This is a genomic window from Bifidobacterium sp. LH_413 (assembly GCF_056357015.1).
The window spans coordinates 221,091-235,989 of sequence record NZ_JBKEVK010000004.1; the positions used below are offsets into that span (position 1 = coordinate 221,091).

13 protein-coding genes and 2 rRNA genes are annotated in these 14,899 nt (G+C 66.4%); 2 read left to right on the forward strand and 13 right to left on the reverse strand.

All coding sequences use genetic code 11. From position 1 onward, the window contains the following. Positions 1 to 48 precede the first annotated feature (48 nt). The 4 genes from AC1AYN_RS08120 to AC1AYN_RS08135 form a co-directional block, all read right to left on the reverse strand. The gene (locus AC1AYN_RS08120) at positions 49 to 1,353 is read right to left on the reverse strand and encodes a ferric reductase-like transmembrane domain-containing protein (protein ID WP_476532865.1); all 1,305 of its coding nucleotides are present in this window, start codon (positions 1,351 to 1,353) and stop codon (positions 49 to 51) included. A gap of 79 nt (positions 1,354 to 1,432) precedes the next feature. After that, entirely contained in the window at positions 1,433 to 2,251 is an 819-nt protein-coding gene (locus AC1AYN_RS08125; protein WP_476532866.1) for an FAD:protein FMN transferase, read from the reverse strand. A 1-nt stretch (position 2,252) separates the two neighbouring features. Then, positions 2,253 to 2,792: an FMN-binding protein gene (locus AC1AYN_RS08130; protein ID WP_476532867.1), complete on the reverse strand. Its 540-nt coding sequence runs from the start codon at positions 2,790 to 2,792 to the stop codon at positions 2,253 to 2,255. A 152-nt stretch (positions 2,793 to 2,944) separates the two neighbouring features. After that, positions 2,945 to 4,204: an MFS transporter gene (locus AC1AYN_RS08135; RefSeq protein ID WP_476502054.1), complete on the reverse strand. Its 1,260-nt coding sequence runs from the start codon at positions 4,202 to 4,204 to the stop codon at positions 2,945 to 2,947. A gap of 96 nt (positions 4,205 to 4,300) precedes the next feature. Between AC1AYN_RS08135 and AC1AYN_RS08140 the strand changes: the two genes are divergently transcribed. After that, positions 4,301 to 5,590: a DUF5067 domain-containing protein gene (locus tag AC1AYN_RS08140; RefSeq protein ID WP_476532868.1), complete on the forward strand. Its 1,290-nt coding sequence runs from the start codon at positions 4,301 to 4,303 to the stop codon at positions 5,588 to 5,590. A 103-nt stretch (positions 5,591 to 5,693) separates the two neighbouring features. Here the strand turns inward: AC1AYN_RS08140 and glnA are convergent, their stop codons facing one another. Beyond that, positions 5,694 to 7,031, reverse strand: a complete 1,338-nt coding sequence (gene glnA, locus AC1AYN_RS08145; protein WP_476502052.1) for a type I glutamate--ammonia ligase — start codon at positions 7,029 to 7,031, stop codon at positions 5,694 to 5,696. A 70-nt stretch (positions 7,032 to 7,101) separates the two neighbouring features. Here glnA and AC1AYN_RS08150 point away from each other — a divergent pair, with 70 nt between their 5' ends. After that, positions 7,102 to 8,550 (forward strand): DUF2252 domain-containing protein, encoded by a 1,449-nt coding sequence (locus AC1AYN_RS08150; RefSeq protein ID WP_476532869.1) that lies wholly within the window; start codon positions 7,102 to 7,104, stop codon positions 8,548 to 8,550. A 222-nt stretch (positions 8,551 to 8,772) separates the two neighbouring features. On the opposite strand, the gene priA is transcribed toward AC1AYN_RS08150, so the two are convergent. The 8 genes from priA to AC1AYN_RS08190 all read right to left on the reverse strand — a co-directional run. Beyond that, complete coding sequence (gene priA / locus AC1AYN_RS08155) at positions 8,773 to 9,498, reverse strand: bifunctional 1-(5-phosphoribosyl)-5-((5-phosphoribosylamino)methylideneamino)imidazole-4-carboxamide isomerase/phosphoribosylanthranilate isomerase PriA (RefSeq protein WP_476502050.1); 726 nt, start codon at positions 9,496 to 9,498, stop codon at positions 8,773 to 8,775. 74 nt (positions 9,499 to 9,572) lie between these two features. Further along, positions 9,573 to 10,217 (reverse strand): imidazole glycerol phosphate synthase subunit HisH, encoded by a 645-nt coding sequence (gene hisH / locus AC1AYN_RS08160; protein WP_476532870.1) that lies wholly within the window; start codon positions 10,215 to 10,217, stop codon positions 9,573 to 9,575. Between the two features lie 26 nt (positions 10,218 to 10,243). Next, positions 10,244 to 10,981, reverse strand: coding sequence for a hypothetical protein (locus AC1AYN_RS08165; RefSeq protein WP_476532871.1), 738 nt, complete (start codon positions 10,979 to 10,981; stop codon positions 10,244 to 10,246). Beyond that, positions 10,981 to 11,583 (reverse strand): imidazoleglycerol-phosphate dehydratase HisB, encoded by a 603-nt coding sequence (hisB, locus tag AC1AYN_RS08170; RefSeq protein ID WP_476532872.1) that lies wholly within the window; start codon positions 11,581 to 11,583, stop codon positions 10,981 to 10,983. Before hisB ends, AC1AYN_RS08165 begins: the two co-directional genes overlap by 1 nt. A gap of 68 nt (positions 11,584 to 11,651) precedes the next feature. After that, positions 11,652 to 12,812, reverse strand: a complete 1,161-nt coding sequence (locus tag AC1AYN_RS08175; RefSeq protein ID WP_476502046.1) for a histidinol-phosphate transaminase — start codon at positions 12,810 to 12,812, stop codon at positions 11,652 to 11,654. After that, positions 12,809 to 14,206, reverse strand: a complete 1,398-nt coding sequence (hisD, locus tag AC1AYN_RS08180; protein ID WP_476532873.1) for a histidinol dehydrogenase — start codon at positions 14,204 to 14,206, stop codon at positions 12,809 to 12,811. Before hisD ends, AC1AYN_RS08175 begins: the two co-directional genes overlap by 4 nt. 135 nt (positions 14,207 to 14,341) lie before the next feature. Beyond that, positions 14,342 to 14,458: ribosomal RNA gene (rrf, locus tag AC1AYN_RS08185) — 5S ribosomal RNA — on the reverse strand. A 172-nt stretch (positions 14,459 to 14,630) separates the two neighbouring features. Then, positions 14,631 to 14,899 (reverse strand): 23S ribosomal RNA (locus AC1AYN_RS08190); the annotation flags it as partial.

Consider the following 14,899-nt stretch of genomic DNA (forward strand, 5'->3'; position numbering starts at 1 on the left):
TCTGACGGAACCGGCCCGACGGGAACCGATGCCCGGCCTCAATCGCAATCACATCGCGAACGGCTCGTAGTAGATGTCGTCGGCGTTGACGCCCCGCTTGAGCAGGAACGCACGCCACGCCTTGAGCATCCCGTAGGGGCCGGCGATGAGGTAGAGCGCGCCCGGACGCATGGCGTCAGCGACGTCCTTCTCCTCGAAACGGCCGCCGGCGCGCAGGGTGACGTGCACGTTGGCGTGGTCGTGGTCCATCGCGCGCAGGTCGTCCGCATGCACGAGGTCCTGTTCGCCGCGCGCGCCGTAGAGCAGGGTCACGCTTCTGCCGGTCGGCGCATACGCCTCGATAAGCGACAGCAGCGGTGTCACGCCGATGCCGCCACCGAGCATGACCAACGGCGCGCCGTCCGCATGTTCGTCGATGAAGCGACGGTAGCGGCCGTAGCTCGGCTGCACGAGCGCCGGCGTGCCCACGGGCAGCGTGGCGATGCGGCGCGTGAAATCGCCGTCGGCGCGGATGTCGAAGCGCATGGGCACCAGTCCGGAACCCGTCTGCGCGCCGACGGCCGTGTTAATCATCGAGAACGGATGGTATTCACGCATGCCCTTCGTCTCGGGGAAGCGGATGAACGTGAAATCGCCGGGCTCCCATCGGGCGTCCTTGGCGGGCACGTCGAGGGTGAGCTCGGTGACGCCCGGCGCGACCTGACGCACGTCGGCCACACGGGCGGCGACGGCACCGGCGCGCTGGCGGATTTTGGAGGCCACGTACCAGACGAACACGGCCACGGTGGCGGCATCGAACAGGATGATGAACGGCAGATCGTCGCGCACGAACGCGATGGACTGCACGTGCAGGAAGATGAGCGCCACGGCCACGAGGTTGAGACGGTGGATCCACACGCTCGACTCATGACGGAACACCCGTTCCAAGGCGCGCTTGAGCGAGGCCACCCACCGCACGCGGGCCGACAGCCATCCGGCCATGAACACCAGTGAGTAGACGGCGAGGAAGATGAACAGGTAGAGGCCGGCGCCTCCGAACAGTTTGGTCAGGCCTTCTGCGGGCAGCAGGTTGGCGTGCAGGAACGCGAGCGCGATGGCCAACAGGCTCAGCACGCCGTGGATCATATACATGTGGGGAAGACCCACCGTGCGGTCCACCCAACGCGGCCGTCCGGCCAGGTAGACGGCGGTGAGCATCCACACGTACGCGACGACGCCGATGCCGATGCCGGCGGACATGTCCGCGAAGAACGCGGGCATTCCGGCTCTCAGCGCGGCGAGGAACGGCAGCGGGATGACGAACAGCGCCACCACCCAGGCGAGGGCGGTGGATGTGGTGATGCGTCGCAGCATGGTTGCGATGTCCTTTCGATATGCGGGTTCGCTAGGTAGCGGTGATTGTGGTTGGGATGAAGCGGCGTCGCGGTCGTCGTCACGCCGCCGATGCGGGATGCGGCGTGACTGCGGGATGCGGCGTGACGGTGTGCTTGGCCCCGTCCCGGTCGATGAGCAATGCGGAGAACAGCGAATCGGATTCCCCGGCGACGAGATCGGCGAACCGCTCGCGTCCGGCGGCGATGGCGGTGGTGGCCCACATGTCCGCGTCGGTCAGATGCGTGCCGATGACGGTGGCCTGGATGAGGTCGTCGGCCGTCCGGTCGATGTGTTCGCCGCGTTTCGACGTGCCGCTGGTCGCGACCGCCCCGTCGGCGAGACGCACGGTGCCGGCGAGCACGCCGGCGTCACGCGGGTCCTCGATGCCGATGCCCCAGACGTAGTCGCTGTCGGAGGCGACGCCCAGCTGCATGTCGCCTCCGCCGCCGAGCGCCGCCGCCTCGGCGCGGCCGGTGTCGAGCAGCGGGCGCAGGAAGCGCGTGAACGCGCGTTCGATGGCCCACCCCTTGACCAGGCCGACCGGATCGTAGCGTCCGTCGCGCATCGCACGGAAATGGCCGTGCGTGACGTCGGCGGCCATGACGGCACGCGCATAGACCTCGTGGAAGTCGTGGTCGTCGAGCAGGCCGCTCCAGTCGCCGCGGTTGGCGCGCGAGGTGAGCGAATCGTCGCGGAACGGCGAGAACGTGCGGTCCACGTGCGACAGGAATTCACGGCATGATTCGGCGGCCCCGCGCAGGACGGATTCGTCGGCGCGCCTCAGACGCAGCGTGAACGGCATGGTCATGAGGTGGAAGACCGAGGTGCGCAGCATGCCGTCGTCCGTGGCGTGGTAGGCGATGGCGGTGGACATCATGTCACTTCGCCTGGTCGAGCGCGTCCTGCAGCGAGCCGATGAATCCTGTGGAGGTCTCGGTCGCGCCGGAGACCATCTGGATGTCGGCGCTTTGGGCCTTGACAGCCTCGTCGGACAGCTGCGGGATCGCCTGCTGGGCGATTCCGAGCGAACGCGGGTTGTCGCTCGGGTATTTGACGGCGGCGACCTGCGTGACCTTGCCGTCGGCCACGGTCACCTGCACCTGCACGTCTCCTTTGGATGTGGCGACGACCGCGCCCGTGTAGACGCCGTCCTTGAACGCGCCCGAATCGGACGAGGTGCCATCGGAGCCATCGGTGGAGTCGGTGCCGGAACCGGTACTCCCGTCCGATGCCGTCGAGTCGGAGGCACCCTTGCCGGACGCGGACGAGGAGCCGGACTCGCCCGACCCCAGCGGCGTGCCCGAGGCCACCGACGGGGAGGCGGCGCTCCCCCTGCCGGCGAACAGCAGCATCATGTCGGCGGCCGCGGCGAGGATGCCGATGACGGCGATGACGGTCGAGATCGCTTTGCGACGCATATGGTTTCCCTTTGCAATCGATGAATAGGCTGAAATATCAAATACCACGATTCGTGGTATTCCCCTGCCTTGCCATCATAGGGAAGCCACCGACCCCAAAGCCTAGAAAAACCTGAAAAACCGGTGGAAAAAGGCTTGCGCTGTGGGCAAGCTCACATTGCGGCGGTTTCGGCCGGTTCCTCCGCCGTCACATAACGGCGCAGCAGCGTGGTGATGACGACGGCGAGCGCGGCGAAGACGGCACCGAACGGGCCGAGCCAGGTGAGTCCCAGATGGTCGTTGACGAGTCCGCCGACCGCGGATCCGATGGCGATGCCGATGTTGAAGCTCATCGAGTTGAGCGAGGCGGCGAGGTTCATCGATCCCGGGTGCGACTGGGCGGCGACGTCCATGTACAGCACCTGCGACGACGAGTTGAACAGGTACATCATCATGCCGAGGGCGACGAGCAGGATCGCGCCGTACACGGGGACGACGGGCGCGAGCGCGAGCGTGGCGAGCAGTACGGTGTGCAGGCAGAAGACGGGGCGCGTGCGCACGAGCGGTTCGACGCCGCGGCCGCGCTCGGCGAGCTTGCCGCCGTACAGGTTGCTCCACAGGCAGGCGACGCCGTAGAGGACGAGTCCGATGCTCACGTAGCGTTCGGGCACGCCGATCTCGTCGCGCATAATCGGCGTCAGATACGTGTAGAACACGTAGCTGGAGGCCGCGCCGCACACGACGGTGAGCACGCCGCCCCAGATGCGGTGGTCGAAGAAGAGACGGAACTGGCGCAGGAAGCCGATGGTCACCGGGTGCGAGTTGCGCGGCAGGACGAGGAACATCATCGCCATGAGCGCGGCGGTGGCGGCGGTGATGATGAGGAACGTGATGCGCCAGCTGAACGTGTTCGCCACCCACGTGCCGAACGGCACGCCGACGACGGAGGCGATGGAGAACCCGGAGAACACCCATGCGATGAATTTGGTGCGGTATTTGTCCGTGGTGACGTCGGGCGCGTAGGTCATGGCGATGGCGACGAGTGTGCCGGAGACGAGCGCAATCATGATGCGGGCGACCAGCAGGACTGCGTAGTTGGGCGCGAGCGCGCACAGGAGGTTGCCGACGAGGAAGACGCCCATGAGCGTCAGGTAGGTTGCGAAGCGCGGGAACCGGGCGGAGATGGCGGAGCCGAGCGGCGTGACCGGCGCGTAGACGAACGCGAACAGGGCGACGAGGTTGCCGACGGTCACCTCGGACACCTTGAGTCCCTGCGCGATGTCCGGCAGGATGCCGACGACCACGAACTCGCTCATGCCGAGCATGAAGCTCGCGAGGACGAGAATCGTCACCGGCAGGTTGAAGAAGCGGTCGGATCGGGTCGAAACCGGTTTCTCGCCGGGTTCCGTCACGGGTGCGGGATTATTCGTCATCTTCCTGGTTCTTCCTCGTCATGTCGTTCCATGTGCATGCTATTGGCCCAGCCCTACAATGGAGATGAAGCGACACGCGGGTGGAAGGGGCGCGGCATGTTCGGCGATTCCGATGGCGGACAGATCAGGTGGGACGGCGACGGCGCCGGGACCGATGGCGGGACCGGCAAGCCGGATACGAACGACACGATCAATGGGAACAGCGGGGCCGACGGTCCACGCGAAGGCGGCGGACCCGATAACCCCGATAAACCCGATAAACCCGATAAACCCGGCAAACCTAACGACTCCGGCGAGACCGACCGATCCGAGAAAGCGACGATGCACCGGGTGCGCACACTGCTCATCGTCGCCGCCGTGGCCGTGCTGGTCGTCCCCCAGCTCGTGGGCTTCTGGCGGGTCACACGCGCCATGAAGTCCATATCATCGTCATCATCATCGTCCTGGAGCACGACGCCGGCACCGCAGGACCCGGAGATATCGGTCAAGGAGGGCAACGGCCCGTTGACCGGAAGCGACACGGACGACACGGCCGTCCTCACCGTCGATAAAGCCGTGTCGGGAGGCGTGGACCGCATCGACGGCCGACCGCTCATCGTCGTCTATTTCACGCTGGAGAACACCTCGGAGCATGCGATACAGCTCAACCTGATCTCCGACCCGCAGGCCTCGCAGCACGGGCTGGAGCTTCCACGCTCCTCCGTGCAGGACGTCTACGAGAACGGCGAGCACCACACGCCGCTCGAAGGTTACGACGCGGACTCACGGCAACGGACCGTCATGCCGAAGGAGAAGACCTCGATCCAGTCCACCTACCGGATCATGGACGCGTCCGCGCCGGTGACGTTCACGGCGCTCGGATTCCACGGGACCGACGCGGTGTCCGCCGCGTTCTCCGTCACCGCGGACAGGCCGATGGGCGAGGCGTTCGAACGCATCACACTGGATTCCGTTCCCAAGGCCACGGCACCCGACGAATCCGATCTCAAGAGCTACATCCCGTTGCGCGACTGGCGCGGCACGACGGTCCTCGGCTACGTGAAGCCGCTGAAGGCGGAGCGCGGACCGGACACGAGCAGGGGCGAGCACACGATCGTCGTCACCTATGCGTGGGTGAACAAGCGCAACAAACCTCAGGGCCTGACCGACATGGCCAGCCTCGAGGTATGGAAGGACGGGTCGAAGCTCGATATGACGTACCTGCCTGAGCATGACGGCGACGACTACACGGCCAACGAACAGCTGCTGGACCTCGACGCCGGCGCGTCGGCCCGGATCAAGGTCGCCTACCTCGCCGACGAGCCCGGGAAGGTCGAGGTGCGCATCCGGTCCTCCGCGCAACCGTCGGACACGAAGCCCGTCACGAGGACGTTCACCGTCTCCTGACCGCCGCGGCCGCGACCCGTGGCGGATCATATGGAAAAGGCGGGGCTTCCGGCGATAGGAAACCCCGCCTTCACGCATGCGCGCGCCGACCGCGTTACAGCCCTTACAGCTTCGGCAGGTACGTCTTGAGCTCGTACGCGGTAACCTGGCGGTTGTACTCCTCCCACTCTTGGCGCTTGTTGCGCAGGAAGTAGTTGAACGCGTGCTCGCCGAGCACGTCCGCCACGAAATCGGACTTCTCCATGATCTTCAGCGCGGCGCCGAGCGAGCGCGGCAGCGGCTCGATGCCCATGGACTGGCGCTCCTCGTCGGTGAGCTCCCACACGTCGTCGCTCGTCGGCTCGGCCAGCGTCATCTGCTTCTCGATGCCGTCGAGGCCGGCGGCCAGCAGTACCGAGTACGCGAGGTACGGGTTGGCGACCGGGTCGAGGCCGCGGAACTCCATGCGCGCGGAATTGCCCTTGCCGGGCTTGTACTGCGGGATGCGCAGCAGCGCGGAACGGTTGTTGTGGCCCCAGCAGATGTAGCTCGGCGCCTCGTTGCCGCCCCACAGGCGCTTGTACGAGTTCACGTACTGGTCGGTGACCGCGCAGATCTCCGCCGCATGGTGGAGGATGCCGGCCGCGAACTGGCGGGCGGTCAGGGACATGTTGAACTCCTGGCCGGCCTCGTAGAACGCGTTCGCGTCGCCCTCGAACAGGCTCAGATGCGTGTGCATGCCGGAGCCGGGCGCGTCGGCCAGGGGCTTGGGCATGAAGCTCGCGTGGATGCCGCGTTCCAGCGAGATCTCCTTGACCACGGTGCGGAACGTCATGATGTTGTCGGCCGTGGTGAGCGCGTCCGCGTACCGCAGGTCGATCTCGTTCTGGCCGGGGCCCGCCTCATGATGCGAGTACTCCACCGAGATGCCCATCTGCTCGAGCATGTTCACGGTGGCGCGGCGGAAGTCCATGCCGGGGCTGCGCGGCACGTGGTCGAAATAGCCGCCCTCGTCGATCGGCGTCGGGGCCTTCGACCAGTCGTCCTGCTGCTCGAACAGGTAGAACTCCATCTCGGGGTGCACGTAGAACGTGAAGCCCTTCTCCTTCGCCTTGGCGAGCGAACGCTTCAGCACGTGGCGCGGGTCGCCGAGGCTCGGCTCGCCGTCCGGGGTGAGCACGTCGCAGAACATGCGGGCCGTCCCCTGCGGTCCGCCGCGCCACGGCAGGATCTGGAAGGTGGAGGGATCCGGCTTGACGATCATGTCATCCTCGGACACGCGCGTCATGCCCTCGATGGCCGAACCGTCGAATCCGAGCCCCTCCTCGAACGCAGCCTCCAGTTCCGCCGGCGCGATGGCCACGGACTTCAGCGTGCCGAGCACGTCCGTGAACCATAGACGAATGAAGCGCACGTCGCGTTCCTCGACGGTGCGCAGGGCGAACTCCTGTTGCTTATCCATAGTGCCCAATCCTCACACCCACGTGTTAGGGCTTTGTTACCTCGGCGCACGTCACGCTACAGTGGTGCCCATGAGCGAAGCCGCACAAGACCATCTCACCCCGTCCACCAATCCGCCTATCGACGTCACGTCATGGGAACGGGCCGACTCCCCCCGTGAGCGTTCGCGCGCCGGCATCGCCGCACGCGCGAAGGCGCCGCTCGAATCGCACGCCGTCTGGCAGGTGCGTTCCGGCCGCCGCGAGGCGATCGACCTGCTTGAAGAGCAGTCCGCGATCCGCGTTCCCGATCTGATCCCGCTGCGCTACAAGCGCATGAGCGCCAGCCCGTTCACGTTCTACCGCGGCACGGTGCTCATCATGACGAACGATTTGGCGACCACGCCGGTCACCGGCATCCCCGTGCAGTGCGTGGGCGACGCGCACATCGGCAATTTCGGCATCTTCCGCTCCCCCTCCGCACGTCTCGTGTTCGACATCAACGACTTCGACGAGACGGCGACCGGACCGTGGGAGTGGGATCTCAAGCGTCTCGCCGTGTCCGTGGAGATCTGCGGACGCGCGAACAAGCTCAAGGAGAAGGCGATCCGCGAGGCCGTGCTCCAATGCACGCGCGAATACCGCGAGCGCATCAAATGGTTCTCCGAAATGGATTATCTCGACGCCTGGTACGAGCATCTCGACGTGGAGGAGACGCTCGACCGGTTCGAGACGACCGGCGGCGGCAAGCGCAACGGCACGCTGCGCCAAGCCGCGATGAAGGCGCTGCTCAAGGACAACGACGCGGCCGCCGCGAAACTGTGCCGGTTCAAGGACGGCAAGCTCAGGTTCAAGTCGAATCCGCCCGAACTCGTGCCGATCAACGAGCTCGACAGCTACGCGGATCTCGACGCGTTGCAGGCCCGTCTCGACACGCTGTTCGAGAACTACCGTCACTCCCTGTACGAGGATCGCCGCTGGGTGTTCGACCATTTCCGTTATCAGGATGCGGCGCGCAAGGTCGTGGGCGTCGGTTCGGTGGGCCAGCGCGCCTGGGCGAGCGTGTGGATCGCGCGCGACATCGACGATCCGATGATGATCCAGATGAAGGAGGCCACGTATTCGGTGCTCGAGCATTACTGCGGCGCCTCCCCGTACGCGACGCACGGCGAACGCGTGGTGCAGGGCCAGAAGCTCATCCAGTCCACGGCGGACGTGCTGCTCGGCTGGACGAGCTTCCTCGCCGAGGACGGCAGGAAGCGCGACTACTACGTGCGTCAGTTGTGGAACGGCAAGGGGTCGATCGACATCGACAACCTCAACGCCACGGCATTGTCCGATCTGGCGCGCATGTGCGCCTGGTGCCTCGCCCACGCGCATGCGCGCACCGGCGATTCGATCGCGATCGCGAACTATCTGGGCGGCTCCGACGAGTTCGACCAGGCGATCGCCTCGTTCGCCGTCAGCTACGCCGAGCAGAACGACGAGGACTACGCCGTCTTCAAGAAGATGATCAAAAAGGGCCAACTGCCCTGCGCGTAGAGGATGTGAGGGACATGCTCCGCCCCTCCGGGAATCCTGGCGCCGCCCTTTCTCGGCGCAAGGATTCCCGGAAATCATCCCCTTCTTCCGGGAATCCTTGCACTGAGACGACGTCAACACAAAAAATCCCGGAAGACTTGCGTATCTTCCGGGATTTCCCGCGCCGGCTCATCGATCGTCATCCTTCGAACGACATCCGGCACCTACATGGCCTTCCGATGCCTACTTGGCGACCTCGAGCGCCTCTTCGAGCGTGAACGCGCGCGCGTAGAGCGACTTGCCGAGAATCGCGGAGTCGACGCCGAGGTCGGCGAGCTCACGGATGTTCCTCAAGTCGTCGAGCTTGGAGATGCCGCCGGAGGCGGTCACCTTCGCATCGGTGCGTTCGGCGACCTCACGCAGCAGGTCGAGGTTCGGCCCGCTCATCATGCCGTCGCGCGCGACGTCGGTGACGACGTAGCGCGAACATCCGGCATCATCGAGCATCTTCATCGTCTCGAACAGGTCGCCACCTTCGCGCGTCCAGCCGCGCGCGGCGAGCGTGTGCCCGCGCACGTCGAGACCGACGGCCACGCGGTCGCCGTATTTCGCGATCGCCTTGCGCGTCCATTCCGGGTTCTCGAGCGCGGCGGTGCCGATGTTGACGCGGGCGGCGCCGGCTTCGAGCGCGGCGTCGAGCGACGCGTCGTCGCGCACGCCGCCGGACATCTCGATGTTAACGCGGCTGCCGAGCTCGTGGACGATCTCGCGCAGCTGGGCGCGGTTGTCGCCGGTGCCGAACGCGGCGTCGAGGTCGACGAGGTGGATCCATTCCGCGCCGGATTCGACCCACGTGCGCGCCGCCTCGAGCGGGGAGCCGTAGTCGGTTTCGGAGCCGGACTCGCCTTGGCGCAGGCGCACGGCCTTGCCGTCGCGCACGTCGACGGCGGGAAGCAGGGTGAGGGACATGATGGGAGCCTTTCTCGGGGATTGGTGGTTGGCCGCGATGACGCGGTTGCGACGATGGCGGCCGGTGACGTCGGTCAGAACGTGGCGATCCAGTTCTTCAGGAGCTGGGCTCCCGCATCGCCGGACTTCTCCGGGTGGAACTGGGTGGCGGACAGGGGCCCGCGCTCGTAGGCGGCGACGAAGCGGCTGCGGCCGTACGTGCACCAGGTGACGTGCTGTTCGTCGGCGATCTCGATCTGGAGTCCGGACAGATCCTTCGCCGTCGCCTCATGCGCGGCGTAGGAGTGGACGAAGTAAAAGCGTTCGTCCTCCACGCCCTTGAGCAGCGTGGAGCCTTCCGCGCCTTCGACCGTATCCCAGCCCATGTGCGGCACGACGTCCGCGTCGAGCGGGTCGACGGAGCCGCCGATCAGGCCGACGCCGGCGGCGTTTTCGCCATGCTCATGACCGGTCTCGAACATCACCTGTTCGCCGACGCACACGCCGAGCACCGGGCGTCCGGCGCGCAGACGGTCGACGATCACGCGGTCGCCCTGCACGTGGCGCAGGCCCTCCATGCAGGCGGCGAACGCGCCGACGCCCGGCACGACGAGACCGTCGGCCTCGAGCGCCTGACGGTAGTCGGAGGTGAGCGAGGTGTCGACGCCGAGTCGTGCGAGCGCGCGCACCATGGAACGCACGTTGCCGAATCCATAGTCGAAGACGACTGCTGTGGTCACGGGATTCTCCTTATCGATATGACAGGTTATTCGATGCTGGAACCGCGGGTGGCTCCCCCACGGCCCATGCGCGTGTGGTCGGCGATCACCTTCATCGCCTGATCGTGGTCCATACTCCCCGAGTCGACCACTTCGAAGCCCTTCGACTTCAATTGGGCGACGGTGGTGATGCCGAGCATGAGGTCCTCCACGAACCGCGGCGTCGAGTTGAACAGGATGGGCGGGGCGAGCGTGGAGCCGGCCTGTCCGCCCGCGTACAGGGTGACTTCGAGCTTGTCGGCGCGGTTGACGCCGAGCACGACGCTCATGCCGCCGACGACGGTGGTGATGTCGCGCGCCGCCGCCTCGGGCGCATCGCCGTCGAGGCTGCGCAGCACGGCGACGGCACCTTGGTTGGAGCCGATGCAGTCGGCGGAGATGTCGGACAGCTGGCAGAACGCGGCGAGCAGCTGCGCCGACGCGATGCGCGTGACGAGCGCCGCCATCTTCGCCTTGTTGCCGAGCAGTCCTTCGAGCGCGTCCTCGAATCCGGCGGACGGGTCGATCGAGGAGGCATCATCGGGGATGTCGATGCCGTCGATGTCCGGCAGGTCGCCGTCGGAGGCGGAGGCGCCGGATCCGTCGGCATCGCCGGTGCCGCTCTCCTGCGCGAACTCCTTTTCGAAGCCCTCCATCGCCTTGGCGATGTCGTCATCGGAAAGATGGCCCGCGTCCGGATCGAAATCGTCGGGGCCGCCGCTCTTGCCGTCGTCCCAGCCGGACATCACAGCGATCCCTTCGTGCTCGGGATCAGACCCTTGATGCGCGGATCGGGTTCGACGGCGAACCGCAGCGCACGCGCGAACGCCTTGAACTCGGCTTCGGCGATGTGGTGCGGATCGCGGCCGGCGAGCACCTGCAGGTGCAGGCAGATGCCGGCGTGCAGCGCGATCGACTCCATGACGTGGCGCACGAGGGAGCCGGTGAAGTGGCCGCCCATCATGCAGTATTCGTAGCCTTCCGGCTCGCCGGAGCACACCACGTACGGACGGCCGGAGATGTCGACGACGGCCTTGGCGAGCGCCTCGTCGAGCGGCACGGTGGCGTCGGCGAAGCGGCGGATGCCGCGCTTGTCGCCGAGCGCCTGCCTGAGCGCCTCGCCGAACACGATGGCCGTGTCCTCCACGGTGTGGTGCACGTCGATGTCGGTGTCGCCGTGCGCGTGAATCTTCAGGTCGATGAGCGAATGCTTGCCGAGCGCGTTCATCATGTGGTTGTAGAACGGCACGGAGGTGTCGATGTCGGTCTGGCCGGTGCCGTCGAGATTCAGTTCGAGGTCGATGTGCGACTCGCTGGTCTCACGGACGATGTGCGCGGTGCGCGCCATGATGTTGCTCCTTCAGGAAAGTTGCGGGAAAGTCTGCGTTGCGACGTGGTGATGCCGTTCGCGTGGCCTCATTCGGCTTCCACGATGCGCAGGGTCTCGGCGAGGGCGTCGCGGAATCGCGCCATCTCCTCGTCGGTGCCCATGCACACGCGCAGCCAGCCGTCCGGACCGACGACGCGGATGAGGACGCCGCGCTTCAACAGCTCGTCGAAGATCGCGTCGCGCTTGTCGAAGCGTCCGCCGAACAGCAGGAAGTTGGAGCCGGATTCGGCGACTTCGAGATGCACGCCCTTGTAGGTCTGCTCCTTCAGCCATGCGGCGGTCGCCTCGCGCGTCTCGCGCAGGTGGCCGACGCGGCTCAGCTGCTCGTCGGTGTGCTCGAACGCGGCGAGGGCGGCGGCCTGGGTGACGGCCGACAGATGGTACGGCATGCGCACGATGCGCACGCAGTCGATGATGCCCTTGGACGCGGCGAGATAGCCGACGCGCGCGCCGGCGAAGGCGAACGCCTTGCTCATCGTACGGCTGACGGCCAAGTTCGGATGGTCCTTGATGAGGCTCACGGCGCTCGGGGTGCCGGGGTTGCGGAACTCCACATACGCCTCGTCGATGACGAGGATCGGGTGCACGCCTTCGCCGGCGCCCTCCACCTCGGCGGTCTCGCAGGCGGCGAGGATGCGCTCGATGTCCTCCATCGGCAGCGGCGTGCCGGTCGGATTGTTCGGGCTGGTGAGCAGCACCATGGACGGCTTGACCTCGTGGATCGCCTCGATGGTCTTCTCCACGTTGAGCGTGAAGTCCTCGTTGCGGTGGGCAAGCTTCCAGCCGGTGAACGTGTCGCGCGCGTACTCCGGGTACATCGAGTACGTGGGGTCGGCGCCGAGCGCGGTGCGGCCCGGGCCGCCGAACGCCTGGAACAGCTGGAGCATGATCTCGTTGGAGCCGTTCGCGCCCCACAGTTCGTCCACGTCGAGGCGCGTGCCCGACTCGCGGGCGAGATAGTCGCTGAATGCACGGCGCAGTTCGATGTGCTCGCGGTCCGGGTAGCGGTTGAGCGTTGGGGCGATCTCGCGCACGCGGCGGGCAATCGTGTCGCACACGGCCGGATCGGGCGCATACGGGTTCTCGTTGACGTTGAGGCAGACGGGCACGTCGAGCTGCGGCGCGCCGTACGGCTCCTCGCCGATCAGATCGTTCCTCAGGGGCAGGTTCGAGGGGATGGCACTCACAGCAGACCAGCTTCCTTCTCCTGCTCGCGCAGGGTCGCCTTGTCGTACGGATCCTTGACGAAGCGGGACAGCACGCACTCGCCGTGGGCGGGCAGGTCCTCGGACACGGCGAACGCGTTGATGCGCGCGGCGAGGGCCTTCAGACCTTCCTCGTCGTATTCGATGACCTCGACGGGCTTCATGAAGGTGTGCACGCCGAGACCGGCGGCGAAGCGGGCGGTGCCGCCGGTGGGCAGCACGTGGTTGGAGCCGGACATGTAGTCGCCGAGCGGCACCGGCGAGTAGGGGCCGCGGAAGATGGCGCCCGCGTTCTTGATGCGCTTGACGACCTCGTCCGCGTTCGCGGTCTGGATCTCGAGGTGTTCGGCCGCGTAGGCGTTGGCCGCGTCGATGGACTGGTCGAGACCGTCGGTGAGGACGATGGCGGACTGCGTGCCGGAAAGGGACGTGTGGACGCGTTCGGCGTGCTCGGTGCGCGGCACGCGGTAGTTCAGGTTCTCCTGCACCTTCTCGGCGAGCTCCGGCGAATCGGTGAACAGCACGGAGCCGGCGAGCTCGTCGTGCTCGGCCTGGCCGATGAGGTCGGCGGCCACGAGGCTCGGGTTCGCGTCCTTGTCGGCGATGATGCCGATCTCGGTGGGGCCGGCGACCGCGTCGATGCCGACGAACGCGGAGACGAGGGACTTGGCGGTGGCGACGAAGATGTTGCCCGGGCCGGTGATCTTGTCGACCGGATCGCACAGCACGGCGCCATCCTGCGGCTCGGAGCCCTTCGCGCCGTAGGCGAACATGGCGATGGCCTGGGCACCGCCCACCGCGTACACCTCCTTGACGCCGAGGATGGCGCAGGTGGCGAGGATGGTCTTGTTCGGCAGGCCCTTGTCGTTGTCGCGGGCCGGCGGGGTCGCGATGGCGAGGGATTCGACGCCGGCGGCCTGCGCGGGCACGGCGTTCATGATGACGGAGCTCGGGTACACGGCCTTGCCGCCGGGCACGTACAGGCCGACGCGCTGGATCGGAATCCAGCGTTCGGCGACGCGGGCGCCGGGCGCGAGATCAGTGTGGAAGTCCTTCGGCACCTGGTTGGCGGCGACGGCGCGGGCGCGGCGCACGGATTCCTCGATGGCGGCGCGCACTTCCGGGTCGAGCGTGGTGAGCGCATCCTGGATGGCCTCTTCGGGCACGCGCAGGTGCTCGGGGCGCACATGGTCGAACTTCTCCTCGAAGTCGCGCAGGGCGGCCGCGCCGCGCTCCTTGACGTCGTCGAGGATGGGGCGCACCAGATCGGTGGCTTCGGAGGTGCCCATGGCGGCGCGCGGCATCGCGGCCAGCAGTTCGGCACGGGACAGGACTTGACCGCGAAGGTCGATGATTCGCATGATGTTCTCGCTCATAACAGCCCATCGTAACAACGGCGATGGTTGGAATGACGGGGAATGTCCACTTTTCACCCGCATGGTGAGACATGTCCGGGTATGCGTGGACCCTTGGGAGCTGTGCTCGACCAAGGGCCCTTTCTTATCGTGTGGATGCGGCGGCGTGCTACTCTCCCACACTCTCTCGGGTGCAGTACCATCGCCGTGCCAGGTCTTAGCTTCCGGGTTCGGAATGGGACCGGGCGTCTCTCCTGGGCTATGACCGCCGCAAATCTTCAATTGTGGGAGGGAACCATGTGGGGTTCCGCAGTCCCTCGGGCTGGTGGTTCGGGGACCGGATGGTGGACGCTGTTGATCGTTTGGGTTGTGCTGTCACGGTTGCTCCGTGTCGCGTATGATCCGCAGAAAGAGGTTGATGCCGTCCCAACCATGGGTTGGGATGTTGTGTGTCGCGCTTCCCCGTTAGTACCGGTCGGCTCCACCCCTCGCGGGGCTTCCACGTCCGGCCTATCGACCACGTGTTCTTCATGGGGGGTCTCAGGAACCGTGGTTCCCTGGGAATACTTATCTTGGAGCGGGCTTCCCGCTTAGATGCTTTCAGCGGTTATCCCTTCCGAACGCAGCCAACCGGCGGTGCCACTGGCGTGACAACCGGCGTACCGGAGGTTCGTCCACCCAGGTCCTCTCGTACTATGGGCAGGTCTCCTCAGT

Coding starts and splice junctions, on each gene's coding strand:
- AC1AYN_RS08120 (WP_476532865.1), bottom strand. CDS start 1,353: ATGCTGCGACGCATCACCACATCCACCGCCCTCGCCTGGGTGGTGGCG.
- AC1AYN_RS08125 (WP_476532866.1), bottom strand. CDS start 2,251: ATGATGTCCACCGCCATCGCCTACCACGCCACGGACGACGGCATGCTG.
- AC1AYN_RS08130 (WP_476532867.1), bottom strand. CDS start 2,792: ATGCGTCGCAAAGCGATCTCGACCGTCATCGCCGTCATCGGCATCCTC.
- AC1AYN_RS08135 (WP_476502054.1), bottom strand. CDS start 4,204: ATGACGAATAATCCCGCACCCGTGACGGAACCCGGCGAGAAACCGGTT.
- AC1AYN_RS08140 (WP_476532868.1), top strand. CDS start 4,301: ATGTTCGGCGATTCCGATGGCGGACAGATCAGGTGGGACGGCGACGGC.
- glnA (WP_476502052.1), bottom strand. CDS start 7,031: ATGGATAAGCAACAGGAGTTCGCCCTGCGCACCGTCGAGGAACGCGAC.
- AC1AYN_RS08150 (WP_476532869.1), top strand. CDS start 7,102: ATGAGCGAAGCCGCACAAGACCATCTCACCCCGTCCACCAATCCGCCT.
- priA (WP_476502050.1), bottom strand. CDS start 9,498: ATGTCCCTCACCCTGCTTCCCGCCGTCGACGTGCGCGACGGCAAGGCC.
- AC1AYN_RS08165 (WP_476532871.1), bottom strand. CDS start 10,981: ATGTCCGGCTGGGACGACGGCAAGAGCGGCGGCCCCGACGATTTCGAT.
- hisB (WP_476532872.1), bottom strand. CDS start 11,583: ATGGCGCGCACCGCGCACATCGTCCGTGAGACCAGCGAGTCGCACATC.
- hisD (WP_476532873.1), bottom strand. CDS start 14,206: ATGAGCGAGAACATCATGCGAATCATCGACCTTCGCGGTCAAGTCCTG.